Origin of the sequence: Rubinisphaera italica (genome assembly GCF_007859715.1) — a bacterium.
Classification (GTDB): Bacteria; Planctomycetota; Planctomycetia; order Planctomycetales; family Planctomycetaceae; genus Rubinisphaera; species Rubinisphaera italica.
Window position 1 is genome coordinate 2,161,928 of sequence record NZ_SJPG01000001.1, and the last position, 24,338, is coordinate 2,186,265.

Here is a 24,338-nt window from a genome sequence, read left to right on the forward strand (position 1 = left end):
AGTCCAATCCTGGCGGCTTCACGTTCGTGCAATGCCCGACCGTTTCGCCTTCGGATCGGACTGCGATCCGTCAGCTCCGATCAGATTGTCACGAGGAGTTGGAATCAACGGTATCGCTTTCATCGCGTGCCATAACGTTGTTGGGGACGAAATAGATACCCCTACCGTGCCCGACTCAGCAAGGTAGTACAAGTCTCCACCTTGCAGAGCCGGGCGTTTCCAAACCATCTATTTCATCCCCCAAAATCATCATGGCTTTATTCAGAGTGACATATTCGGAGGTCACCTACCGCGAGAGATTCGTCGAAGCAGATGACGATGTAATCGCAGGAAACATCGTCCTTTGCGAGATGGATGAAGGCGTCCATCACCACTTGGAAGATTTTGAAATACTTGACTGGGAAATCGAGCCAGCAGAATCAGATTGGAAGGAAGCGGAGCAATGCGTTGAGTGCTCCCGAAGTGACGCTGAATGACGGCAGTCTCGATTGAGACTGCCGTCTGGTTGCGAACGGTCAACTGTTGACCTCGGCCTCTCGCTCTTCGACGTACGCCTGTGCCAGTTGCAGCACGCGGAGTGCGACGGGAAGGTCGGCGAGGCCAAACGATGTTGAGGACTTCCAGTCGTCTCCGTCGCGATATCGCCGCTGGAGATTGACGTTGCGGATGGTTCGCTTGCCGCCGTCACCATCAATCTCATTGACGAAGACAGATGCGGAAACGAGTCCGATTCGGAAGGTCTTTTCGGGGGCGTTGGACGCCATGGCATGCTCCTGTTCTGGGGTTGGAAGGACCTGAAGTTCGCGATTCCCCGACGTACATTGCCGAGGCAGGTCACGATGCCACAGAACCAGAATCCGCGCAAGTCAATTTGGATCGAACTTCATTGCCGCCATTTGGTGATCCGCGAATTCGGCGAGCAGGAGGGGACTGAGCGACTCGGAGCAGGCCGCATTGTGGCGTGTCGGTCCCTATGCGGTACAAGGGATGCTCGCGGCGCGGCGACTACCAACGGTTGCTTCGCGGGGACGCTTCGCAACCGGGACGCCGCTGGCCTTTGGCCACCCGCTCGCCCCCTTGACCGCGGGCATGCGACACGCACGATGGGCCATGCAACCTCGTACGCCACGAGGAACTGCACTTTGTTTCTTTCCTCTCTTCCATCATGGCGAACACATCAGCCAAGGCTTCGCGTCCAGCCGAAAACGACGCAACACCCCCGGCATCCGAACCAGTCTTCAAGGTTCGATTTGGTGACGTATCTGCCGCCGTATTCGCGGATACGATCGAAACCAAAGACGGCAACTCATTCACTCGCCACAACGTCTCACTGAGACGCTCCTATCGCGATGCGGAATCTGGCGACTGGAAGCACACCAACGTGCTTTCTGAACACGACCTGCTTCCGGCTGCCGAAGCACTTCGGCACTGCTACAGCGAAATCGCAAAACGCAGGTAGTCATCCAACCACGCCCGGGGAGCATGCTCCTCGGGCGTCCTTCGACATTTGATGGGAAAGCCGCGATCCGCTGCGGCTTCGCTTCGGACATTTGCTTCTCAAATGACCTGCCGCTTCGCCACACCGTTTCGACGGTGAATCTCCTTGCGTCTGCGCAAGGCTCCCTCAGCACTGCGTAATCATGTGCTGCATGTGCCGGTTGAATGACGCTTCACAGTCGAAGCATATCGGCACCAGCCACTGAACTGGACGCGGCATTCAGGCGGCTCAACTACTCCGCGACATGGGAGTCTATGGATGCAGGAAACACTTCGCAAATGTATTCCGAGGTCGGAATTGGAGTGGCGACTGCTGCGTGCCCGGGCAGCGTATTGGGCATGGCAGTTCGCTAGCAAAGTTGTCATGGGCGTGATCTACCTTTCGATCATCGCCGAGGGATTTCGCACGCTGGTGCCGGTTCTCAACCGCCGACTGTCTCGCCTGCCGATGCTGGGTTGGATGGACGACTACGAGGGGACGTACCAACTCGACATGGCAAGCATCATGGCCTTGTTCATGTTGATCGCTGTGTATGGCCTGTGGAGCAAGGTGCTCAAGCTCTGGCTGTTCGAAAAGATCGGCATCGACAATCGCCTCAGAAAACAAGGCAATGCAGACACGTTTGTGCTGGTCTTCGGTGCAATCGTCCTGGTGTCGGACGCCCTGCTGTTTTATGTCGCGGTGACGGAAATCTCCTGGGGTGGGAGTTCCTTCTCATTCACCGCATTGTTCGCCACGGCCGCGTATGTGTCGGTCCTGGTTTTCACCATCTATGTTTCAATCAACCTTCATGAAAAGATCGAATTGATCGAAAGGGAGCCTCTCAATGAAAAGAAATTCTAAACTCTACCTCGTCGCAGCAGTTTTGGCTGCGGTCGCGCTCGCCGGCTGTGGTGAAAAGCGCGACAGATCAGCAGCTGAGCAGCACGTGTTTCGACCAGAGCCGTCCACAAGTCGATCCGCACCAACTCAACAGGTCGTGATGATCGTGATGGACCTGTCAGGGTCGTTCACGGACAAGATGGCCGAGGACGGAAAGGCGTATGAATTCGCCATCCATGTCCTGGACCGCTACTTTCGCCGGCCGGACAGCCAGACCGATAAGATCATTTTGGCGCAGATTTCTGGCACCGAAAAGTCGCTGATGTGGGAAGGATCTCCACTTGACCTGCGTCGCGAGTTTCCATCTGCGGATAAGTTCCGCGACTTCCTGCTGGAGAAGGCGGATGGGGGAGGATCGCTTGTGCATGACGGCGTTCGAAACGCCATCGATTACCTGACGTATCACCCGAACTACGGCAGTTCCAATGCAAGAACAGTGACGCTGATACTGTCAGACATGGACGACACCGGCAGCGTTGACTCTGAGCAGCGTCTTACGACGTCTCTGGCGGCAAACGCCCAGAATCAGGGTGCGATCGGCATCTACTTCTGCAACCAGTTGAAAGTGGAGGAGTGGAAACGTCGCCTTGGATCGGCAGGTTATCTCTATTTCGTTGTTGAATCGGAGATCGTCGGACGTCCGCAATTACCGAACTTCGAGGTTTTCCCACGAACGCCTCGGTAGCTACAGACAGGAGAGGGAAGTGGTCTCCATCGGGGCACAGCTACCTTACCTGATCGCCGGATATTGCAGTCAAAAGCTTCCCTTCGGGCATCTGCTTTTGACATCGCCGGCAATCAGATGGCAGCATCGTGTCCCGCTGGGACCTTTACTTCCTTCTCCTTTTTCTCATGGAATAAGCCCGTCACGGATTCGAAGTCTTCAACACGAACAGCAATTGCAGCTGTCTCCACTGCAAATCCTACCGCGATGCTGTGCACAGACTCGTCAATTCTTTCAGCAGCATTCCAGGCCGCTGGATCGAACGGATCGATGAATCCATTACCTGGGTGCCCATCTGGGGAACCGTCTTCCTGCCAACAAATTCAATCGACGTCCAAAACATCGAAGAAATGCTCAAGCCAATCGCCCAAGAGGAAGATTCGGGCGAATACATTGGCGGAGAATGGCAAGAAGTCGGCGACACAGGAATTCTCGCCGCCGAGTGCGATGGTGAGTTGATTCTGGGAATCAACGGTGCAGGCTACGACTTCTACACCGACCACTGGGCGAAACTGTACAACGCCCTCGGCTACCACTGGCACACACCGATCGAATCATCGTAAGCGGGTGGGCGATTGCCCACCACGATCGGGTTTCTCCGCTTCTCCAAGCCAATCTTCGGCTTAACATAACGCGACTTATGTTAAGTAGTTCGTCCAACTGCTTCGACCGGCGATGTTGGCTGGCCACAATCTTCAAACGGCACAAAGTCGGGAGTTGAGTCGATAAAGAAGACGTCAAACACTCGTGTCAGGTTGTCGTGTGCGACGGTTCTCCCCTGATGCAAGAGTGCTGGAAGGTGCTGCAAAGAATCAAGCGCCCACGATGCGTCAGGTAGTTCGAAATTGATACGCGAGTACCTCTCACCCAGCAAATAGTTGAGTTGGAAACTGACGCCTTGGGACTGGGAAATCGACGCCACATCGAACACCTTCGGGCCCCACCATCCAATGCCCGCGCTGTCGCCTGGAGGGACCAGTGAGTACCGTGGCTCACCAGTTCCTATCGACAGGATGTGAACGTCGGCGGAATCAAAGTGAGGATCAACGTCTCGGCAAGCACACTCTCGAATCTTCATCGCCTCGGTATAGGCAACAAGGCTCGGATTATTGGCCCACAAGCCTCCGTCAACCACGGCTCCATTTTCGCCTAGCATCGCATGCGGGAAAAACGTTGGTGCCGCAGTCGTCGCCATCAGAATATCCGCAAGTTTGTAATGACGATCGCGAGTCATTCCGGGAATGTGCGGAGTCTTGAAGACAATCGTTCTTCCAGCAGTTACATCGACGGCTGGAACAACCAGTCGACATCGGGTGATATCTCCCATCAGTTGCTGGCCAAAGACCCCCTCAACGGCCGATCGCAGTGGTCCACCTTCATACTTCGTCTGCAGCAAGTCATCCAATTGCACACCGACAGCTTTCTTGGCTGCGAATCTGGCAACTGGCATTCCGATCTTGCGACCGATCCCTTTCGGCTTGTAATTCGGGCGTGGAGCAAACACCTCTGGACCCTTCTCTTTGTAGAATTCCACGATCGTGGATGCTGACATGCCAGTGGCAACAGCTGCTGCGATCAGCCCGCCTGTCGATGTGCCAGCGACCAAATCGAAGTAGTCTCCGATTGGGCGCTGTAAACGATTTTCGATTTCGGCAAGGACCGCCGCGGTGAAGGCACCACGGATGCGCCGCCATCGAGACTGAGAATCTTAAACACTTAATTCACTCCGGTTCATTTGATTGATTGTCTGATTCACTTGAATCAATCGGTACCTCGGGGTGCTCTCCGCCGCCCAGCCATTCCCCGGTCGCGTGCCAGAACTCGTAATACATCAGCCACATTGCGAGCCATGGTATCACGGTCGAGGCCAGTGTCTTGCCATCTGACCAATCGACTCCCGGTCGAAAAACACATGGCTCGTCCTCACGATAGGTATGTGGAATTTTGCTTTGGTCATGCCGGCACCGAAGAGCTGGGTCGAGAATCCAGACCTTTGGGTTCTCACCAATGCGATACCGCAGCCGGAACCGATAACAGCAGCACGTTGGTGTAGGCTGCATCGAACCTGTTCCAACGAGCGCCCCCTCGCGGATGTTGTATTTGAAATCCGGACAAACAAGGCAGACGCGTGCCGCCTGCTCGGGAAGGCCGTATATCCGTTTACGGAATCTAGTTGCCGAAGAATTCATTTCGCGGCACCATCCTTGTTGCTGTCGAAGCCGTAGGAGTCAGGATGACTGGGCCAGCCGAAAACCCCAATTTGCTGTTTCGACGTTTTGATTCCACACTCTTGGCATACTTTTCAACGGCACCACGTGCACGATCACCAAATAGTTCTTCCAACGCTTCGGCGATTTTGTCCCACCCGCGCAGTTCGAGCAGTTCGTGCATTTCTTCCAAGAACTGGCTGATGAACCGCTTGAAGCGAGCGTATGATCGATCATTCCAATGGCGTCCGAGATTCTCTGATTGATCAACAGGGTTTGGGATCACCAAAACTCCGGAAGTGTTGTCAATTTCTTCCTGTATCCTGGACAGCACCGTTAGCAAAGCGTCGGTGCACATTGCCTCTCCGTCATAGTGTTTCGATGCCAATGTCGTCAAAGCGATTGACTTCGGGGCATCCCCATTTCCGTTGAAGAACAGATCTCTGCGACGCTTCATCAGTTGTACGGTCCGCTGCAATGGAGCAATGTCTTGGGCTCGTTTCGCAGGCTGCAACGGTTGAACGTCCGCTCGGGCTTTGTATTGCTCATTGGCGATCTTCGTGACCGGTGTCCGACCGAAGAACCAATCCGCGTACCCAAACGGGTCAGTGGGAATCCAGACCTTTTGCTTCCTGTCTGGGATCATGAGCTTTCGTCCAAACCCGAATCGTGGAATCGCAGGCACGATATCGAGATGAAATTGGCCCGCGTAATTGAGTTCGATGCACCGTTCTTTGAGTGTCATCAGGCGTCGATACGTGGCGTGTTCGGCGAGTCTAGCCGCAACCAAGTCATACACCGCCATCGGATTCGGGTGTTGTACTCGGTCCGTATTTAGAATACAGAGCAAGTCGACGTCAAATTCTTCGCGTCCCCACGGTCGAACAACTGTCTCGATTAACGCTGAGCCCTGATACTTGATATCTGGTTTCAGCAAGTTCAGCTTCGATTCGGGAGCAGCAAGCCAAGTGCCGACTGCGTTGTACTTCTGCTGTGCATCACCCCAGAGGGTTGGCGTTGGTTGAAGTGCCTCGCACAGCAGCTCAAGCACTTCGTCAAGCTCGGCGTTTGCCGAGGCTCTTATTTCTTTTAACATTTGCGTTCACCTTGTATTATGAATGTTCTGCTGTGGCGGATTTGCCATGCCCTATTACCTCATGCCGGCCTACAGACGGAATTTGCCGTGCATTCCGCAAAAATTTTTCGGCGTCTCTGAGATTGCCGGGAAGCTGCAAATCTCAGCGAAAAACGGTTCGGAGGCCTTGGCTTGATCGAAGTACCCAAGTTGTCGGAAGTTGAATGGGAGGAGCTGGTCGGGAAACTGACGCTCCACGCCCATTCCAAGCTCATAAAGCTGTACTGGCGGGGCGTTCCGTATGCCAAGGGTGGAGCAATTCCGGGTGCCCCGTCCGCTCAGGATTTCGCAGCTGAAGCCATTGAAGCTTTCCTCGATGGCACGCGGACATGGGACAAAACCAAACACCCTGATTTTTTGCAGTTCTTGCTGAGTGTGGTCGACAGCAAGATCAACCACCTTGTGGAAAGCGCCGAGAATCGCAAAACACGTAGGATCGACACGGCAAAAAAGCACATCGAGCCGGCATATGAACTTAGAGGCAAGAGTAAGCGGCCTGATGAAATCGTCATTGACGAGGAAGCACGGCGTCGTAATCGAGAAGCCGTGCTTGCCGTATTGGGAGACGACAAATTGGCGAAGTCACTCTTCGAGTGCATCGAGGCCGAAATCACGAAGCCTGCCGAAATTGCGGAGTACCTTGGATTGGATGTATCTGATGTCAACAACGCACAAAAACGCCTTCGACGGGCAGTAGACAAGGCCTTCGTGAAACTTGGGAGGTCGCGAAAATGAACGAATTAGATCGATATGCTGACGAGGTTTGGGACCGGTTCATTGACTTTGTGTCGGAGCCCGTAAGTGCTCTCAATCAGGAACAGGTTCGTGATGAGCTTGCCCGTTGTGGGTTAGATATCACAAACGCTGTTTCGCGAGTTCAGCGCGCCCTCGCAACGGCAAATGCAAAGAATGAGCTTGCTGCCGCCAGAGAAAAACGGGCAAGCATCGTGGAAAAGCTGACATCAGTTGTCGCGCCGAGGATTGAAGGACTGCGTGAACGCCTAGATGGGATGATCGCGGGGAAGCTGAAGGGATCAGTTCAGGCAGCCTACTTCCGCAAACTTGAAGAAGCCGCCGACGAAGATGACTTGCGTCGCTTAATGGACGACATCGAACGACTGGATGCATTGGCTGATATTGATGAGACAGAAACCGAAACCTAGCGTTGCACTTCCGACAGCTGAAGCATCAAGGCTCTGGAACCTTTACGGTTTCGAGAGCAGTTCCGATCTCGTTCTCGAAGATCTGGCTATGGCCCTTGGTGTGGTAGTGCTTGATGATGATCTTAAGTCCGCCGATGCTTGGCTCGTTCGCAAGGGTGACAATGGAATCATTAGGGTGAGTAATACGATTGCCGAGGCAGGGCGGAGACGATTTGCAGTTGCACACGAATTGGGCCATTGGTCCCTCCATAAGTCGGTAACTCAAATGATGTCTTGCACGAGTGCAGACATGCTTGCGCGATACAAAGCCAGTCCGCCGGAGATGGAGGCCAACACGTTTGCTGCTGAGTTGCTTATGCCGAGGCATCTCTTTCAGCCGGCGATGCGACAGTCTCGACCGACCTCGCAATTCGTTAACGAACTCGCCAACCAATTTGGAACGACGCGAACTTCAACGGCTTACCGAATTGCTGATGTGACCGAAGACTACTTCGCATTGGTCATGTCGAAGGACGGCGTGATCAAGTGGTGGCAAGCGAGCGAAGCCCTGAAGGACTTAATGTGGATTGAAGCCGGCGAAGCAGTTCCTCGATACAGCGTCGCAGCCCAGTTTTTCAACGGGGAAGAATTACCGAAGAAGCCCGAGAAGATTGATCTGGACGATTGGATCTCAGAAAACAAAGGTCTCGAAGCAGAGTATTTTTACGAGGACGTGATTCCAATGCCCTCCTACGGGCAGGTCTTAAGCCTGCTCTGGCTCGAATAAAAATGGCCCTGCATAGTTGATGCAGGGCGGTACCTGAGAATCAGGCGCAATGGCCGCACCGGCCATGTTCTTTGGCGTTCTGGATGGTTGCGGTGACCGGACGAGACCATTCGTTGTTGTCATCCTCGCCGTTGAGCGTTTGACGAATGAACTGGAGAGCCTTGTCGATGTCACACCAGCCGAATGTTATCGATTCGAGCTGACGAATGTCGCCTTGAGCTAATCCGAGTTGACAGACCGCGTATTCCTGGGCGCCGTCCGGAGATGTTGAGTCGTTCAACCAGATGTAGCGGGGGTGCCCCGAGACTTTGAACGCCTGGCAGCAACACCATGTCGTCTCGGTCAGTGCCTTCGCCAGCTTTTCAGCCGACGCGACTTCAGCGATGCACCAGATTCGATCTGGGTGCAACATCACTCCCCTCCTTCCGTCGGTTCGAGAGATGAAGCCGACTGAATCGCCTCCACCATCTGAATAGCTGCTTCGCAGCCGGACGACGCCAGCGTCGAGTGCCATTTTCGGCCAAGGGTCGCGGCACCTACCACGTTGGGCGGAAATCCGCCTCGGCGTAGCCATCCAAGAAGCGCTTTCGCTAATTCCGTTGCATCCTCCCATTGTTTGCACTCAAGGGCGCCGAGCATGTCAGTCCATGTTTGTTGAGGATCCATCACAGTTCCTCCCCAAATTCGACCATGGCTTCCGGCCAGTACTTGATTCCGCCATCGTTGAATGCATCGGGCTCGACCGTGTAGCCATCTCCACATTCAGTGCACTGCACATCCAGTGTGGCGTCATCGGCTCCACAGATTTCCAACTGCCCCTGACAGCTTCGGCAACGTCCATCTTCGAGATCGACAAACATTTCAGTCACTCCACTTGCTAAAGAACACAACCGCTGAATGCGGGCTTTGACAGAAGTGGCAAAGCGTGGCCAGATTGCCTGTGACCGTGACGTCGCGCAAGAAAATCGACGACTTTTCAACGCGAGAAAGTCGAGAACTTGTTTGCGCCCGTTCGGCGATTGTGGCAGCCTCGGTCACCTATGTCTGAACCACCAACACTGAAGTCCCAGGAAATCTCACTTGACGACCCGGAGTCGAACAAAATGTTTCAACCGGGGCCGAACGAGCCGCTCGTTGCGACACCCGCTGCGATCGAGATGTACACAAACGAGACGATCTTGAAATGCTTCGGCGTGCTACGGCAACTCGCTGATCAGCATCAGGGGTTGGATTACCTTCAGGTCTTCGAAGCGGGTGACAAACCAGAAAACTTGTGGTTTATCGAAGACGGCCAAGGTGGAGCGATCACTGCTTTGCTTCCTTCCGACTACTGAAACTGAATAAGAAGGCATCCGAGAAGGCAGCGGAACTCAACGAACAGATCGAGCAGAGTCTCGAAGCTCTGTGCGGAGAGCTCGACGCTGGAAAGAGTGAGCAACTCGTTGCGTATCTGAAAGTACTGTCACAGTTTCATCGATACAGCTTTGGAAACGTGATGCTGATCACTCTGCAACGGCCTGATGCCTCACAAGTCGCTGGCTTTCATGCTTGGAAAAAACTCGGAAGGAGCGTGAAGAAGGGCGAACGCGGAATCAAAATTTTGGCTCCCGTGATGCGGAAGAAAGATGAGGAAAATGAAGTCGAGAAATCACGAGATGGCGAAGAGGAAAAACGCGTCGTCGGATTTCGAACGGTTCATGTATTCGATGTGGCACAGACGGAAGGAGACGACCTGCCGGGATTTGCAGCAGTCACAGGTGAGCCAGGATACTTCATTGAGCGAATTCGCTCACAGATCCGAGATGCGGGCATCGAACTCGACACGGATTACATTGAGAGCGGAGCACTTGGCGTATCGACTGGTGGAAGAATCACCATTCGACCCGGACTGAATCCCGCCGAAGAATTCTCTGTTCTGATCCATGAATTTGCACACGAGCTACTTCATCGCGGAGAACGACGTCAGGACACGACAAAGACAATCAGAGAGACCGAGGCTGAAGCTGTCGCGTTCGCAGTTTGTCACCGGATTGGCCTGAAAACTGGTTCTGCCGCGAGCGACTACATTCAGTTGTACAATGGCTCTCGCGAAACACTTCAGGAATCGCTGCAACACATTCGGGACTGTGCCGCCAAAATACTTGATGGGCTCCTGTCGAATTCCAGCGACGAAGCAAACGAGAGTTCCTCAACTCAAAGAGCGCCAATGACACAGCCGAATCTGTTTTGATTTCGAAGGGTCACTCGTCGTTTCTGAGTGGCGATTGCTTCAGAAAAGCGATCCTGGTTCCGGCAACGAAGGCAAGTCAGATGAATCGAATTTTGGTTCGTATCCACGTCGGATTTCGGTCCTTGCCGGAACCTTCGAGAGTGTGTCCATGTGAACTTCCATCTCGGTCCCGTTTGGAATCAGACGGACTGTCGCCAGGTGCCGATCCAAATTGACCTTCAACACATCAGCAATCGCAGGTTCGCCACCGTATTCGAATTCCACAGTGTCTCCCGCGGTGACTGTCAGCTCGGAGTTTGCAGGCAGGTCTGAATGTGTTGGCTGAGTTACTTCAGTCTGGCCATTTCGGATTGCCCATTGGAAATCGGTCCGGATTTCGTCGAGTACGTCTCGCAAGACTCGTATTTCGTCTGCGATTCGCTCCAGAACAGGAACCACATCGCAATCAGCCGACTCTGGTGATTTTCTCGCCAACGGGATGAGCGTGCCACGGTGTGGGCATGACGTCAAATATTCTGCGGCTTACGTTTATCGTTACCCGTAACGCTGCTGCGAGACCTGGCGAACCACTTCTGCACGAGGACTGTTCAGCCTGGCCGGAGCCAGCGTCGTCATCGAGAAGGTGGAGGGCTTTCCATCGATCAAAAGGCGAAGATACCCATGGTACTTCGGAATCTTCATCAAATCCTCTTTGGACAACCCACTCCCAAGAAGTGCGACGAGCACTTCGGCATCACGTGGACCAACTGTCATGCAGAGTGTCGAACCGCAGTTTCCCAGTACGCCCGCCAAGGTATCGGAGTCGAGCTGTTCCAGCATTTGGGTGGAAAGGACATAGCTTGTGCGGTACTTCCGTGACTCAGCCAAAGCGTCGGCCATTGTTGAATTACCGTCCGCGAGATAGGAATGAAACTCATCTACGACGACGACACAATCCGTACGGTCATCTTCTTCGATATCGGCGCGGCTCATGGCTGCGATCTGTAAGCTGGAGAGCAAGAGCGATCCCAGCAGCGTCGACGCGTCGTGCCCGACCTGGCCTTTCGAAAGATTACAGATCAGAATCTGCGAACGGTCCATGATCTCTCGAAACTCAATCCCCTTTCGCTGCGGGGCAAAAATACGTTGCAGACGTTCGTTCGTGGTGAATGCTCCCAGTTTATTCTGAAGACTGGCGACATACTGAACCCGGTCGCGGTCATTCCAGCGATTGAATTCTGTTAACCAGAATTCTCGCACGGCCTCATTCGTGATGTTCGACATGGCTGACCTGCGGAAGTTCGCATCCGTCAACAATCGTTGGATGCTCGACAACGAAGCGTGCTGAGTTCCGATTAATGACAAGAGGCAATTGCGGAAGATATGCAAAAGCCGGGGTGCGGAACCTTCGTCGAATCCGAACACGTTCTTGAAGGATGTCAGCACGGCGTCGGCCACGAGGTTCGGATCGGAATTGCGAGAGCCAACCAGCGGATTGAATCCTACGTTGGCTTCAGCCGCATCGAACCAAATAACGTCATTTGTTCTCCGACTGGGAACATGGTTCAAAACCTCGTTTGCCAAGTCGCCGTGGGGATCGACCAGGACGACTCCCCTCTTCGCCTCCATTTGTTGCCGAACGACATTGAGTAAGAAAGTCGACTTTCCGCAGCCCGTTTTCCCAATAGCCAGCACATGACGACGCAAGTCGTCTACCGCGATGCCGAATTGATTTCGCTGTTGGCGAAACTTCACGCGTCCCAGCACGGTTGCACTCTTGCTATTTGAAACAAGATGAATCGGCGGTTCGATCTCACGGAACTCAGACCGTGTCACGCGTGAAACGGTGTCACCTGATACGGTGATGGGGTGCCAAATTGTCGCAATCTCCCGGGGTGACATCAGAAAAGTGCGATGGCTTCTGTCACGTTTCGATATTCGGAAACGTTGAAAATGGACTGTGCCGTCGGTAAATCGGCCCAAGGCACTGGCAATTTCGTTCAGCTTCCTGATCGCCAATGGCTTCGAGTCAGATGGTACGGTTGAGAACGCAGAAATACGACATTCGAGCAATTTCATTCCCGCTTTGTCCGGCATGTTTTCGGAGATCTTGTCACGTTTTGTGAACCGCCAAATGAGAGCTGCTAATTGTCGGCGGATGAAACGGTGGTCAGTACTCCATCGCAGATATGTTTCACGAAGCGATTCGGTTGCGAAACGGTACTGCCACCGTCGCGTGATCCGTTCCAACGCAACAAGTCGAGAGCGTCGTGCAGCCTTGATCGTCAGACGAAGATCGCAGGCAACTCGTCCCGATTTTCCGGTATGCAGACTGGAAAGCAGGCCTGAAATGGGATCGGCTAATGTGCGTTGATCGGCGTCGTCAACAAAACTCTCGAATGTCCGCAACGGCAAGATGTCAGGTAACAATCGAAGATTCATACCCCAACGTTCACGATCGCTTCTGGTCGGCATATTTGCTTCGGGCTCGATCGTGCATCCCGGATAGACGTCTTGAATCTCCCGCAGAAATGTCCGGCGACATTCGTCAGGCAAATCGACGCTGTACGACACTTGCCCCTCTCTCGACTGAATCCAGAGTGAGAGCGAGTGTCGCCTCGCAATCGCCTCGTGTGCCGATGCAAGCACGGAAACCATGCCGATCGGGCCACGTGTACTGCCGGTGGGAACGGAAATGCGAAAGCGCATTGTGAGTCAAAAGAGAATCCCGCCCCCGGATTGAATCAGACAACGAGAGCGGGCCCGTTGTGTCCTCATCCGCAGGTGGCAGTCTGTTGTCCCAGGACGTCCGAAGTTGTTCGATTCGGTTCACTCAGCCCTGTTGATACGACGCCACCGCAGTCAACACTGCTGAGCGATGTCAGGCGAGAGATAACAGATGACCGCTCGATCACGATCCATGCCCATCAAGCGACGGGGCTGCCAAACGGGAAGACAGGTTACCACGGTCAAAGGATCGGGTCACTGAGTTCGCGGAGATTTCATAGACGCGTTATGATTGGCGATTTGAATTGTCAATCGCCGAGTCTGCGCAAATAGCTGGCATGGGGAGAACGAGATGAGCCACTCTGTCACTGAAATCAACGGAACCAATGTCATCGAAGTTACGACAGCACTGAAGATTGATACGGCGTTGCTAAGCGAAGTCATTTCCAGCGTTCGCACAGTCGGTCAGGCGGCTGGTAAGGTTCGCCTGTTCTTTCATCTGCCCTACATGACGGAATGGGATGGAACTACACCGTGGGCCGAAGTGTTGTCTGATGAGACGTCGCTCGAACAAGTCGAGCGAGTGGCAGTCCTGGCGGATTCGCAATGGGAACAATCCGTTGAAGGCATTGCCATGCCCTGTCGTAACGCAGATGTGAAGTTTTTCAGTTTGGGGACAAACTCTCCGGCCCAAAGAATGGGATTTTCCAAGCTGTTTGGTGGAGAATCAGCGGAACCAACACAAGACACTCGAATGGACGGGATAAGTGCGGCAAGGACATGGATCTACGAGGGTTACATGTGATCCGTGGTTTGCTTTACGCTGATTTGGCGAATGCGGGTTGCACATTCGACTGCGTAGGTTTCGGCTGTCGAATGCATCGGCTCGTTGAAGATTCGCGGGTTCGCGGAATCATCATCCGTTTGAGTCCGCGATGATCCTGAAAGACAGCATCCGCAAAGGGATTTGACCGGATGACTTCAAAAAGGTCGCCGCCCACAAAGACTGTTCTTGCCGGATTCGCCATGATCTCTCCTGCCAAACTCAGGATTCGCTCCAAGCGAGACTTACTCCTTGTCGTGATGAACAGCACGAGGTAGCGGTGGCTATCGTTGGCACGAAACTGATATTGGTGAGCATCATAACCGCGAATCTTCCGTTCAATCGATTCTGTGTCTTTGGTGGTCCTGATTCTTTCCGTCGCATTGTCCAACTCAACGACAAAGTTGAACTTCCCACCGAACGCATCAACGAGTTGAAACGCACAATCGGGGTAAAGTGTGAACCCAGCTGCGTCGATCCGAACACTGTTCTCGCGAGCGTACTGCACCACTCGAATCCCCTCTCGATCAGCCTGACAAATCACGTGAACAATAAGTTCCGCGAGGGCGTGCGTGTGTTGATGATGCCCGAGACGAATTTCCTCAAAGTATCGACGTCTGGGGAGTGCCACAGAATCGTCATACAAAAAGCGAAAGCCCTCTCGGCTGAGTTTGAAGTACTTCGGTGGTTGCCCGTCCGTCGCAAACCCATATCGCCACGACTTGATGAAGCCGCACTTTGAAAGTGCTCTCAGACGTCTCCGTAGGTTTGACGGATCGGTAAAGCGTGACTCGAACGTTGCGCTAAGCTTCATCAACTGCGAGACCGTGAGAGGACAGCGATCGAGGGCCATCAATATCTGGTTATCTCGCGGGCCGATCTTTGTCTCTGATCTTTTTGCCATCCCGGTTCAATGCATGTTAGCATGGCTCCCTTTTACTTCCTCTTGCATGAAACGACGAAACACTGGCTACATGAAGGACGTAGACACCTTGATCGCTGAAACGCCAGTCGATCAGGTCCTGGCTCATTTCGGACAGCGATTGACCGATGCTGCATCTGGCGAGCATCGGATGGCCTGTGTCTTCAACGAGAACTGCAGTGAAAGCCAGTACGGGAATCTAACGATCAAGCTCGACGATCCGGTCAACCGCATCTACTGCCATTCCTGCGGTGTGAGAGGCAACTTGTTGACTTTGATTCACGGCCTGGAACATCAGCGACCACCCAGCGGCGGCAAACTGCGTGGCGATGAATTCAAGGACGCCGTCGCGAAGTTGCGCGAGATTTCGACGTCTGACTCTCCCGCCATTCCAAAACAAGCAGACGCTCGACCGGCGATTGCGGATCAATCCCCTCCTTCCAAGCCCGTCAACGTTCCACTGGTGCGTCACGAGAAGGAAGCCGCCCGGAAGATTGCCGACCTTTGTGATGACCTGATTGTCGATGTAGCCGAGATGAGTCCCAAGGCGGCGGAATATGTGCGAAGCCGTCCTTGGATGACCCCCGAGTTGCTCCGAAAGTGGGGCGTCGGCTGGATTCCAGGCAATGGACGATCGTTGTTTCGCAAAGGTTATCTTGTCTATACGCACCGCAACGAACGAGGCGAGGTGGTCAGCTATTCTGGCCGCGACCTTTCCTTTGAGGAGAAATGGGAGAAGTGGATTCGGGACGGTCGTCCCGAGGGGAAGAAGCCCGGTAAGCACCGATTTGTACAGGGCTTTCAGAAGGGCCTGGAATTGTACGGTGGGCATTCGACTCGCATGAACGAAGAGTATGTGCGCGAGTCCCTGGTGGCACGTGGCATCGTCGTCGTTGAAGGTATGAACGAAGTTTTGCGAATGGAGAGCCTTGGCGTCGTGGCCGTTGGGCTCGCTGGCAACAAGGCGACCGATACTCAGGTTGAAACACTGATTCGATACGCACATTCCGTCGGTGGTAATCGCATCATCCTGATGCCTGATTTTGATGAAGAAGGTGAAAACGCCTTCAAAGAGTTGCTGTGGCAACTCGCCGAAGCGAACGTTGATGTCAAAGTTGGTTGCTCAAGCAGAATGTTTGAAGGGAGATTCGCCGGGCGGCAGCCCGAAGATCTCACTGACGCCGAATGGACCGAGATTGACAAATCAATCGGGAATAGGGTGTGAGAATAACAATGCCTTGTGAAGCATTTTCTGGCCGCGAGCGAGGCGAAGTGCTTCTTCAGGCTGTCTTACCACACTGCACTCGGAAACGCTTCTCAGAACGCCAGTATTAGCGTCATGTGATATGCGGCGTGAGAAGCAGTGGTGTGATCGGCGATAGCCGATCTGCGGAGCGTCTCCGACATTGGCGAAGAGGAGTGCGGCGACGCGTCGAGGACGCAGGCGAGGAACGAGCCGTTGGCCGCGACCCGCGGGGCTGAAGCAGTTGCTCCGCCAACGTCGTCGTAAGCTCCGCGGGTCGCGGGCAAAGCCCGTCGACGCGGAGCCCTCATCGAGAAGCAGAAGTCTTGGCTTGTCCAAGCGAAGAACGGGTTCGATTTCATCGACCCGTCATACGACCTGTTGCCTGACTCGCTTGCGGATCAACCTTTGGGTCAGCCAACAGATCCCGATTTCATTCATTGAGGTGAACTATTTTGCTTGTCGAACAGTGCTGTTGTGCCCTGGGAGAAACAAGATCAATGTGGCGACCTCCGGTCGCATCGTTCCCAATCGTCCGAACTGTTGGTGGCGAGTATCGGCGGCAAGTTCTGTTCGCGAGCAATGATGTCCAAGACTTGAATCCGTGGGGTCTTACATGACGGGTTTTGACGACGGATAATTTCGGCGATGGACTTACTTGTTTCGAACTTCGCCGCCTTGCGAATCCAGAAAGAGCGTTGTTCTCGCGATGCAGTATCCCAATGTTGCTGAAGTGCATTCTTGCGTTGCAATCGTTCCCTTTTGAGTTCGATGATTCTCGAATCTTCTGATACCTGATGGGCTTTCTGCTCTGCTTCGCGTTTCCGGAGCGAGTCGCGTTTCATTTTGAGTTTGATAGAAGCTGGCATTTCCCAGTTTTCTTCGATCGCCTTTCGAAGCAGGCCGGGGCGATTGTCACGCGGATGACGTGCGTCTACCCAGCCCAACTGATTACCGACAACGTCGACTCCCCTTTCTTCAACCAACTGCCCTGCCGCATGTTGGTCGATTCCTTGTTTAACCAATTGCCCAATTAATTCTGCAGCAACAGTACTCTGTTGTTTGTTACTTTCATTTGGAGCTTTCCTTTTATTGCTGGTGGGGTTTTTGAACCGATCGGCTGGTGGGATTTCTGAACCGATGCTGGTGGGATTCTTGAACCGATAGGACGCTGGTGGGGATTTTGAACTGATGTCCGAGTTTTCCGCATTCTGAAGCCAGTGAACTCGGTACACAGCAGGCCGACGCTGCGATTTCTTGTGTGAGAAGCACCCTTGCTCAACGCATTCAATAAAACCATTTTGTTGTGCGAGCCGGATCGCCTCCGTCACAGTCTTGCGATCGCCGATTTTGGACAGGCGTTGAATGGCAGTGAATGATAATGGGTGCGATGTTCGGCGTCCGCCAAACTGATTTTGATACCCGACAGTTTGCCGAATTACAGTGCCCACTACTTTGGTCACCGCCAGCGATTCCAGACACACAACCCTGTCAAAGAACTGATTGGGTACAGGAGTCCGATTCCCCTCTCCTGAAAACAGGCCAGCGAATTTCGCTGGATCGTTCGTGTAGATGTTGCCGTCATCCCAGCGTAAGGAATATTTTGCAGATCGCCCCGAGTTCCTTCGACTCTTTGGTGAACCGCGTTGGACGGCTCGGATGAACTTTGCGTCGACAGCTTCTTGCAGTGCTGGTCCAATTGCTCCCCGGCTGACTCCAGCACGTTCAATCAGTTCGCTGTAGCTGACCTGGATCTCCTGCCTCAACGGCACACCGTTCTCATCCAGCCAGCCAAGCGTTTGCCGTAAGACATAGGCGATGATTCGGACCGCTCCACGAGAGCAGTGCGGAATACAAACATCAAAGAATTGGTTCGGACAATAAACATAGTTTGAGTTCAACGGTTCAAAGCCAGAGAATGGTGCCTCCTGTTTCTCCATTTAGCGGCTGATTACGGATTGAAAGAAGCGATGGAATGTTGGGAGATGACGGACCAGTCGACTCCCCTCTCTTGGCGACTTCCCAATTGGCTTGGACGAGACTTCGAGGACTTCCCTCGGCTCGCCAGAGTTGCGTAGTTTCGCGGTGCTGTCAGCTGCGTCGCCAACACTTTCGAAGAACCCACGTAACTTGTCGATCTCACCCCGACGGTTTTCTAACTCGGACTGCAGAAATCGTTTGTCGGCTTCCAGGTTGACAATCGTCTGGTCCTGAGACGCGATTTGTTGTTCCGCCAGATCCAGCCGATGTTGTAGACCGGAATCCAATCCGTCTTCGATTGGCTCTACAGAACTCTTGTCTTCGCTTTCTTTTTCCGGCGTCTGTGTGTCGGGCCCGTCCCAGTACCTTGATTCGAGAAACGCAACTTCAACGTACCAGCGCGGCTGCTTCGCCTGCAGAGTGAGGAGAGCCTCTTTGGTTGCTTCCTTACCATTGAGTTGAGTGCCGTCATTAAGCGCGACGCGAAAATGATTCAAAAACGACAAGTCATTTCGATCAAAAGCACTGTCGATATCGCGAATGAAAGATGCTTTTGAACGGCGATACGTTTTTTGCGCGTTCGCTCTCGTGATGAATCCAGGAATTTTGGGGTGAGGCATTCGGAGTGGGGGAGTGGTGGCGACAGAGTGCCCGAGTAACGCAACCGTGTCAATACGGTCCCAACTTCGAAGCTGACATCGAAACGGTTTCAAAGCGTTCAATCCGATGAACCGTCGCACTACGGTTTCAATTCGTCCCATGGTGATACGGTGTAATCTGAATCATCAACTCAATCGCTGATTCCGCTCGACGATGAAGAACCGTCGCGCAACGGGAGCAGCGGCGTTGCAGTTGACGGTGCTTGCACGGTTGCAGTGCGGTTTCAGAAAACCGTTTCAGACTGAAGTCGCGCAACGGTGGCGAAACGGACTCTGGACGGTTTCGACGTGATCAACGTGAATGCCTTGCGTCCGCGCAAGTGGAATTCAGGCTGCGTTTAGGCTTTGGCAAACATGACTCGCAATCACTGCGTCGAGAGCCGGAGCCCAGAAGTGCATTCCTACTTACAATCAAATTCGAAAACTGACTTTGATTGCATTTGTGATCATGGGCTTTTCGGGCTCCATATGCAGATTGCCGTCACCCGGAAACGGAGTAGGCGGCCATGACAGCGAAGAAACCGACCGCCAATCGCAAGAGGAGAGTGGAAGATACCGTTCCAGATGGGGCACCAGATTGGGTCACGGAGGAATTGATTCTTGAAACTCTTGATACGTGGCAACCTTACTACGGTGGTTCGTTGACTGCCGAAGACGCATTGGAGATACTTTTAGGAGTCACGAAACTCTTTGAGTTCATCCACGAAATGTAGTCACCCAGAATCCTTCGGAGCCGGACGATGACAAAGCGATTTGTTGCCCTCGCCCGAGTCTCTTCACGTGAACAAGAACGCGAAGGGTTTTCGCTGGAAGTGCAAGAAGAAGCACTCGAACGATACGCCGAGATTCAGGACGGCAAGATCGTACGGTTGTTCCGCATCGCTGAAACGGCGACCAAGAGCGAAGAACGTCGGTCATTCAAGACTTTGCTCGATTACTGCAAAAAGAACGCGGCCAAGCTGGATGCTTTGCTGTTCTTCAAAGTCGACCGTGCCGCACGCAATCTTTTCGATTACGTCGAGCTTGAACGGCTGGAAGCGGACTATGGCTTGCCGGTTGAATACATCACCCAGCAAACAGAAAACACGCCTGCCGGTCGCATGATGCGGCGAACGCTGGCCAATATGGCCAGTTTCTACACGGAGCAGCAGTCGATTGACGTGAAAGACGGGCTTCACCGTCGTGTCCGAAGCGGGCTTTTCGTGGGAAAAGCTCCATACGGCTACGTCAACGTCCGTCGAGAGGGGAGAAGCCTGGTTGATATTGATGAAGAGAAGGCGAAACGCGTTAGGAGAATCTTCGAACTGTACGCGTTCCATGGCCACACGCTGGATTCGCTAGTCGATCAACTCGATGAAGAGGGGATTCCTTACACGGCGTCGCAACGCCGATTTGCTCGCAGCAAACTGCACAACATTCTCCGAGACAGGGCCTACATCGGAGAGCTGAAGTACCACGACGAATGGTACCCAGGCACTCACCGTCCGATTGTCGATCGCGGCACGTTCGACCGCGTGCAGGTCTTGATGGGGGAGCAAACCTACCAGTCTCATGAATTGCTGTATGCAGGCGAGTTGATTACGTGCGGCCATTGCGGACGACCGATTACCGGCGAGGTTAAGCAGAAGAAGACGAAGCGAGGAACGTCTACTTATCGCTACTACCGCTGCGCCCGGTACACGAAAGGGGACCATCCTCGAATCAGAATTCGAGAAGAGAAGATTGAAGAGCAGGTGCTGGCCATGTTCGAGCAACTGAAAGTGCAAGACGAGAAAGTGCGACGCTGGTTCGCCAACGCGTTGCGCGCTCGTTCAAAGGATCAGCAGTCGCAGGCGACCGAGAAGGTTGAGGACTTGCAGGAACAGATTACCCGGTTGAACAAACAACTCGATCAGCTTCTGAATCTTCGCCTACTCGAAGAGATCGACGAGTCGACTTTTGCCTCAAAGCACCGCGAGCTGCGAGATCGCATCTCGTCAATGACGCTCAAAGTCGAGGCGATGAATCGTTCAAAGTCCGAAAAAGCAGACGTGGCAGTGAAAGCGTTTGAACTTTCTCAAACCCTTTCAGAGAAATGGGTTAACGCCGATACGCGGGCTAAACGTCAAATCCTCGAAATCCTCTGTTTGAACTTTTCTCTGGACGACGTAACTCTAGTCCCTGAATGGAGAAAGCCCTTCGACGTACTCGCCGAAGGGCTCGATTCTGAAAATAGTCGGGACGACAAGATTTGAACTTGCGACCTCTTGACCCCCAGTCAAGCGCGCTACCAGGCTGCGCTACGTCCCGCAGTGAGGGTATGATATCGCGAGGGTTTGGTGGCTGCAAGTCGTTGGAGTTGGAGGCGTGGTGGGAAATAAGTGATTGAGGCAAATCGAATTTGATGCCAGTTGATTCTGGGGTAGTCCGTTATAGACGTTGGACGATGTCTTTGAGGCGGGCGAATTGTTCGACGAGGCGGGGGATGGTGTCGATGCCCATGACGAACATCATCAGGTAGCGGAAGACGGCGAAGATATCGCCGGCAAGAATGCCTGGGATGCGGCAAATCGTCAGTAGGGCAAACGCCATCAGTCCCATGACGAAGAATTCTGTCAGGCCAGTCGTGCGGGCTTCCAGGTCGGACATTTTGACCCAACAACTGGTCATGCCGTTGTAATGTGTGGCAACTTCTTCATCGCTAGCTTTTTCGATGATTTCCACTTCATCTTCCCAGCGATCATGCAATACCCGGCTGACACCTTTGACACTGTGACTGTAAATGTAGTTGAGCACGAAAACGGGCAGGGCGATGACCAGGCAGGCGATGACGATTCGCCAATCGTAATAAAACAGCATCGCAATCGCACCAACGCACGAAAATAAGGCAGAGACCAATTTCGGGACCTGCTGTTCCACGAAGGTGATGAACTGACGCGACAAGGCCGCCCGGGCGGCGACGCGGGATGTCGGGACTTTTGCTTCTCGTTGATAGCAGACGAGATTTGTAACTCGCTTCGCGTACATGTGGGAATAGACGCGTGTGTCGTACATTTGCCGTGCGAATTGCACAAACATGTGACTGGCGTGACCGCCGAGAAACCACCAGAGGCCGAGATAGGAATTGGTCAATAATCCATTGACGGCCTGTCCTAACAGAAATGGTTGAGCCAGCCTGAGCAAATTCTCAACCACGAGCAGCACATAAGCCAGAATGACCGGCCAGCGATTCTGATGGATCAATCCGAAGAGTTCACCAAACACCGTTGCTTTGGGAGGTAGTCCATCGGGAAGGATCGCGGTCGGGGACTCCATGATGTGAATCAATCTAAGAAATAACAGGGATTGCGCAGTGATCGCGGAAAAAGTGATCGTGACAATACCCGAGTCATGACTGACTCGGCTCGCCTCAAATACTATTTAACTGAAGGCGATCAAATGGAGTTGCGTCAATCCCTTAGCGAAATCTTTGAGTTCAGCAGGATCAATTTCATCTGCTAATGCCGCCCATTGAGAGAAATGGCAGGGTGAGAGATCGATGAGACGATCCAATAGAATCTGGCCAGCCGGTTCGAACATGGCGGTGCGAACTTCATCGTCATCGGCGTAGTATAAGGCTGAGACCGGCGGGCTCTCATCTTCATCGAGGAACTTTTTCGATTTCAGATAGGACCAGCTGACAGCCGGGTTGACATGAATTGTCAATTCATCGTTATCACCCAATTGTTCAAGAAGTTCGACTGCGACAGTCACCAGTTCCTGAAAGCGAATATGCTTTGAGCGATTGGCACGTGCCTGATGTTCGACATCGTAACGTGCCCGCTGACAAGCGACTGTGTCCTGCTGCTCCAGTGTCAGATTCTGAGTTTCCTCCAGCCATTCGAGCATCGCATCACACTCTTCGGTGCTGCCCTCGTAAGAGCGAACCTGTTTCGAATCGGCAAACTGCATCGCCAATTCCTCGAAGTTTTCGAAGTCCTCATCTTCGGAGACGAAAGGCATGAGCCTGATGAGCACATCGATTCGCTTATCGTAATTTCCATCGATAAACATCTCGACGTGCTTGGCTTCATACTTTTTGCCGAGATAGGGCAGGACATCGTCAGTACGATTCTGAGCAATCGCGCGGGCGACTTTCTGAATCATATCTCGATACTGCATCTCAGCGGCTTCGGGTGAAAGCGGCTTTGTTTCCTCGGTCATATTTTCTTCGGTCATATTCTTTTCGGGTAAGTTCATCCTGCACTCCCTGCGAATGCCTGTCCTTTTGAAGAGGCATCGGCGATGTCGTACATCTTGTGCAATTCCCGACGCCACTCCTGTTCACCCGGGAATTCTGCATCCCGTTCAATAAACACGGCATCGACTTTCCCTTTGCCCAGATTCAATGAGTATTCATACAACTCCCAGACATCATCGGGAATCGGTTGCGAATGCGTATCGAAATAGAGTTGTTGTTCTTCATCCCAGAAGCCACCCGCCAGGTGCATTTGCACGCGTGAAGCATGCGGCATGACTTCGGCGACGAATTCTTTCGCATCGAATCCGAAGTTGCGAGCGTTGGCGTAGACATTGGTGACATCGAGCAACCAGCCACAGCCGGTTCGCTTAAACATCTCGATCAGAAACTCCGGCTCAGTCATCGTCCCCTCGAGCTGAAACAGATACGCAATCGTTTCAATATAAAAAGGAAACGGAGCCAGGAACTCCTGAACATAATTGATATTTCGGCACGTCACATCGAGAGCGGTTGGAGTGAGTGGAACAGGTGCGAAGTGCCCCATCTCGACGCCATCGTCTCCATCACGGGTGAAGCCGAGATGATCACTGATTGAAGTGGCGTTATTTTCAATCGCCACTTGCTTCAACGTTTCTAGGTACTCGCGTCCCGGAGGATCGGGACTGCCGACTGAAAGTTTCAGTGCATGGACGGCTACATAATCAATTTCGTCCCCGCCAATGAAGTTTTTTGTCCACAGGGGGAGGTCGGCATGTTCAAATGTAATTTCTGCGGCGTTCAGTTTCGGGTCGGTCAAGATGAACCGATTCTCACGGCGAACGGCATATCCGATGGCGGGCATCATGGTGGATCCCTCCTTCACTCGTTTTATGTTTATGATGAAAAAATTGCTACCATTACATTATTGAAATGGTAGCCGGAAAAATGCAAACCTGTTCACACAATCCTGCTCAGAATGTTGATTTCTGCACTGATCTGGCAGTCATGAATAACAAATTCCATTTCGAGATGAAGAAAATCTGCCACTGAGCATCAAACTCGTCGTTGTGGTTCCACTTTTCAGATCTAAGTCTGAAAGTGAGATGAACCTTATATGGTTTCCGAGTTGATGAAGTCGTGATGGCAGTGTTTCTTGTGATTTGATTGAGCAATGCGATAAACAACTCGCTCATTTTTCTAAG

Annotated in this window: 28 protein-coding genes and 1 tRNA gene; 13 read left to right on the plus strand and 16 right to left on the minus strand. The window is 53.0% G+C overall.

All coding sequences use genetic code 11. The features are described from left to right. Positions 1 to 18 precede the first annotated feature (18 nt). Together Pan54_RS08155 and Pan54_RS08160 are read right to left on the minus strand one after the other, a co-directional pair. Positions 19 to 228, minus strand: a complete 210-nt coding sequence (locus tag Pan54_RS08155) for a hypothetical protein (protein ID WP_146503009.1) — start codon at positions 226 to 228, stop codon at positions 19 to 21. 287 nt (positions 229 to 515) lie between these two features. Further along, on the minus strand, positions 516 to 764 hold the full coding sequence (locus Pan54_RS08160; RefSeq protein WP_146503010.1) for a hypothetical protein: 249 nt from the start codon (positions 762 to 764) through the stop codon (positions 516 to 518). A gap of 401 nt (positions 765 to 1,165) precedes the next feature. Between Pan54_RS08160 and Pan54_RS08165 the strand changes: the two genes are divergently transcribed. The 4 genes from Pan54_RS08165 to Pan54_RS08180 all read left to right on the plus strand — a co-directional run bounded on the left by Pan54_RS08165 (position 1,166) and on the right by Pan54_RS08180 (position 3,667). Then, on the plus strand, positions 1,166 to 1,459 hold the full coding sequence (locus tag Pan54_RS08165) for a hypothetical protein (RefSeq protein WP_146503011.1): 294 nt from the start codon (positions 1,166 to 1,168) through the stop codon (positions 1,457 to 1,459). Positions 1,460 to 1,756: 297 nt separating this feature from the next. After that, positions 1,757 to 2,341, plus strand: coding sequence for a hypothetical protein (locus tag Pan54_RS08170; RefSeq protein WP_146503012.1), 585 nt, complete (start codon positions 1,757 to 1,759; stop codon positions 2,339 to 2,341). Then, positions 2,325 to 3,065 carry a VWA domain-containing protein gene (locus Pan54_RS08175; protein WP_146503013.1) on the plus strand — a complete coding sequence of 247 codons (741 nt, stop codon included), beginning with the start codon at positions 2,325 to 2,327 and terminating at the stop codon, positions 3,063 to 3,065. Before Pan54_RS08170 ends, Pan54_RS08175 begins: the two co-directional genes overlap by 17 nt. Before the next feature lie 251 nt (positions 3,066 to 3,316). After that, the gene (locus tag Pan54_RS08180; protein WP_146503014.1) at positions 3,317 to 3,667 is read left to right on the plus strand and encodes a hypothetical protein; all 351 of its coding nucleotides are present in this window, start codon (positions 3,317 to 3,319) and stop codon (positions 3,665 to 3,667) included. A gap of 80 nt (positions 3,668 to 3,747) precedes the next feature. Here the strand turns inward: Pan54_RS08180 and Pan54_RS08185 are convergent, their stop codons facing one another. The 3 genes from Pan54_RS08185 to Pan54_RS08195 are packed head-to-tail and all read right to left on the minus strand — an operon-like array spanning position 3,748 to position 6,407. Continuing rightward, the gene (locus Pan54_RS08185; RefSeq protein WP_146503015.1) at positions 3,748 to 4,788 is read right to left on the minus strand and encodes a CBASS cGAMP-activated phospholipase; all 1,041 of its coding nucleotides are present in this window, start codon (positions 4,786 to 4,788) and stop codon (positions 3,748 to 3,750) included. Positions 4,789 to 4,825: 37 nt separating this feature from the next. After that, positions 4,826 to 5,293: a hypothetical protein gene (locus tag Pan54_RS08190; protein WP_146503016.1), complete on the minus strand. Its 468-nt coding sequence runs from the start codon at positions 5,291 to 5,293 to the stop codon at positions 4,826 to 4,828. Further along, a complete protein-coding gene (locus Pan54_RS08195; RefSeq protein ID WP_146503017.1) occupies positions 5,274 to 6,407 on the minus strand; it encodes a nucleotidyltransferase domain-containing protein in 1,134 nt (377 codons plus the stop codon). Before Pan54_RS08195 ends, Pan54_RS08190 begins: the two co-directional genes overlap by 20 nt. A 171-nt stretch (positions 6,408 to 6,578) precedes the next feature. Here Pan54_RS08195 and Pan54_RS08200 point away from each other — a divergent pair, with 171 nt between their 5' ends. From Pan54_RS08200 to Pan54_RS08210, 3 genes are read left to right on the plus strand one after another with little or no spacing between them, the layout of a single operon-like run. Beyond that, a complete protein-coding gene (locus Pan54_RS08200; RefSeq protein WP_146503018.1) occupies positions 6,579 to 7,181 on the plus strand; it encodes a hypothetical protein in 603 nt (200 codons plus the stop codon). Beyond that, positions 7,178 to 7,609, plus strand: a complete 432-nt coding sequence (locus tag Pan54_RS08205; protein ID WP_146503019.1) for a hypothetical protein — start codon at positions 7,178 to 7,180, stop codon at positions 7,607 to 7,609. The genes Pan54_RS08200 and Pan54_RS08205 overlap by 4 nt, the downstream gene beginning before the upstream one ends. Then, positions 7,587 to 8,375 (plus strand): ImmA/IrrE family metallo-endopeptidase, encoded by a 789-nt coding sequence (locus tag Pan54_RS08210; RefSeq protein ID WP_165441669.1) that lies wholly within the window; start codon positions 7,587 to 7,589, stop codon positions 8,373 to 8,375. Before Pan54_RS08205 ends, Pan54_RS08210 begins: the two co-directional genes overlap by 23 nt. 40 nt (positions 8,376 to 8,415) lie before the next feature. Here Pan54_RS08210 and Pan54_RS08215 read toward each other — a convergent pair whose 3' ends face one another. Together Pan54_RS08215 and Pan54_RS08220 are read right to left on the minus strand one after the other, a co-directional pair. After that, the gene (locus Pan54_RS08215) at positions 8,416 to 8,787 is read right to left on the minus strand and encodes a hypothetical protein (protein ID WP_146503021.1); all 372 of its coding nucleotides are present in this window, start codon (positions 8,785 to 8,787) and stop codon (positions 8,416 to 8,418) included. Positions 8,788 to 9,040: 253 nt separating this feature from the next. Then, complete coding sequence (locus Pan54_RS08220; RefSeq protein WP_146503022.1) at positions 9,041 to 9,235, minus strand: hypothetical protein; 195 nt, start codon at positions 9,233 to 9,235, stop codon at positions 9,041 to 9,043. A 180-nt stretch (positions 9,236 to 9,415) separates the two neighbouring features. On the opposite strand from Pan54_RS08220, the gene Pan54_RS08225 reads away from it, so the two are divergent. Together Pan54_RS08225 and Pan54_RS08230 are read left to right on the plus strand one after the other, a co-directional pair. After that, on the plus strand, positions 9,416 to 9,709 hold the full coding sequence (locus Pan54_RS08225; RefSeq protein WP_146503023.1) for a hypothetical protein: 294 nt from the start codon (positions 9,416 to 9,418) through the stop codon (positions 9,707 to 9,709). Beyond that, positions 9,649 to 10,605 carry an ArdC-like ssDNA-binding domain-containing protein gene (locus tag Pan54_RS08230; protein ID WP_146503024.1) on the plus strand — a complete coding sequence of 319 codons (957 nt, stop codon included), beginning with the start codon at positions 9,649 to 9,651 and terminating at the stop codon, positions 10,603 to 10,605. The genes Pan54_RS08225 and Pan54_RS08230 overlap by 61 nt, the downstream gene beginning before the upstream one ends. Before the next feature lie 39 nt (positions 10,606 to 10,644). On the opposite strand, the gene Pan54_RS08235 is transcribed toward Pan54_RS08230, so the two are convergent. Then, positions 10,645 to 11,079, minus strand: a complete 435-nt coding sequence (locus Pan54_RS08235) for a hypothetical protein (RefSeq protein WP_146503025.1) — start codon at positions 11,077 to 11,079, stop codon at positions 10,645 to 10,647. Positions 11,080 to 11,139: 60 nt separating this feature from the next. Further along, the gene (locus tag Pan54_RS08240) at positions 11,140 to 13,293 is read right to left on the minus strand and encodes a type IV secretory system conjugative DNA transfer family protein (RefSeq protein ID WP_146503026.1); all 2,154 of its coding nucleotides are present in this window, start codon (positions 13,291 to 13,293) and stop codon (positions 11,140 to 11,142) included. A 370-nt stretch (positions 13,294 to 13,663) separates the two neighbouring features. Here Pan54_RS08240 and Pan54_RS08245 point away from each other — a divergent pair, with 370 nt between their 5' ends. Continuing rightward, positions 13,664 to 14,116, plus strand: coding sequence for a SpoIIAA family protein (locus tag Pan54_RS08245; protein ID WP_146503027.1), 453 nt, complete (start codon positions 13,664 to 13,666; stop codon positions 14,114 to 14,116). 13 nt (positions 14,117 to 14,129) lie between these two features. On the opposite strand, the gene Pan54_RS08250 is transcribed toward Pan54_RS08245, so the two are convergent. Beyond that, the gene (locus tag Pan54_RS08250) at positions 14,130 to 15,038 is read right to left on the minus strand and encodes a replication-relaxation family protein (protein WP_146503028.1); all 909 of its coding nucleotides are present in this window, start codon (positions 15,036 to 15,038) and stop codon (positions 14,130 to 14,132) included. A gap of 70 nt (positions 15,039 to 15,108) precedes the next feature. Here Pan54_RS08250 and Pan54_RS08255 point away from each other — a divergent pair, with 70 nt between their 5' ends. Continuing rightward, complete coding sequence (locus tag Pan54_RS08255; RefSeq protein ID WP_146503029.1) at positions 15,109 to 16,281, plus strand: toprim domain-containing protein; 1,173 nt, start codon at positions 15,109 to 15,111, stop codon at positions 16,279 to 16,281. Between the two features lie 515 nt (positions 16,282 to 16,796). On the opposite strand, the gene Pan54_RS08260 is transcribed toward Pan54_RS08255, so the two are convergent. After that, entirely contained in the window at positions 16,797 to 18,239 is a 1,443-nt protein-coding gene (locus Pan54_RS08260) for a hypothetical protein (protein ID WP_146503030.1), read from the minus strand. Further along, positions 18,240 to 19,019 carry a hypothetical protein gene (locus tag Pan54_RS08265; protein ID WP_146503031.1) on the minus strand — a complete coding sequence of 260 codons (780 nt, stop codon included), beginning with the start codon at positions 19,017 to 19,019 and terminating at the stop codon, positions 18,240 to 18,242. Positions 19,020 to 19,444: 425 nt separating this feature from the next. On the opposite strand from Pan54_RS08265, the gene Pan54_RS08270 reads away from it, so the two are divergent. Both Pan54_RS08270 and Pan54_RS08275 read left to right on the plus strand, forming a co-directional pair. Continuing rightward, positions 19,445 to 19,651, plus strand: a complete 207-nt coding sequence (locus Pan54_RS08270) for a hypothetical protein (RefSeq protein WP_146503032.1) — start codon at positions 19,445 to 19,447, stop codon at positions 19,649 to 19,651. Positions 19,652 to 19,678: 27 nt separating this feature from the next. Beyond that, on the plus strand, positions 19,679 to 21,172 hold the full coding sequence (locus Pan54_RS08275; RefSeq protein ID WP_146503033.1) for a recombinase family protein: 1,494 nt from the start codon (positions 19,679 to 19,681) through the stop codon (positions 21,170 to 21,172). Here Pan54_RS08275 and Pan54_RS08280 read toward each other — a convergent pair. The 4 genes from Pan54_RS08280 to Pan54_RS08295 form a co-directional block, all read right to left on the minus strand. Beyond that, positions 21,154 to 21,227: transfer RNA gene (locus Pan54_RS08280), tRNA-Pro, on the minus strand. The two genes, Pan54_RS08275 and Pan54_RS08280, sit on opposite strands and share 19 nt — an antisense overlap. 120 nt (positions 21,228 to 21,347) lie before the next feature. Next, on the minus strand, positions 21,348 to 22,232 hold the full coding sequence (locus Pan54_RS08285; protein ID WP_146503034.1) for an ABC transporter six-transmembrane domain-containing protein: 885 nt from the start codon (positions 22,230 to 22,232) through the stop codon (positions 21,348 to 21,350). Between the two features lie 105 nt (positions 22,233 to 22,337). After that, complete coding sequence (locus tag Pan54_RS08290; protein WP_146503035.1) at positions 22,338 to 23,156, minus strand: hypothetical protein; 819 nt, start codon at positions 23,154 to 23,156, stop codon at positions 22,338 to 22,340. After that, a complete protein-coding gene (locus tag Pan54_RS08295) occupies positions 23,153 to 24,001 on the minus strand; it encodes a DUF692 domain-containing protein (RefSeq protein WP_146503036.1) in 849 nt (282 codons plus the stop codon). Before Pan54_RS08295 ends, Pan54_RS08290 begins: the two co-directional genes overlap by 4 nt. Positions 24,002 to 24,338 lie beyond the last annotated feature (337 nt).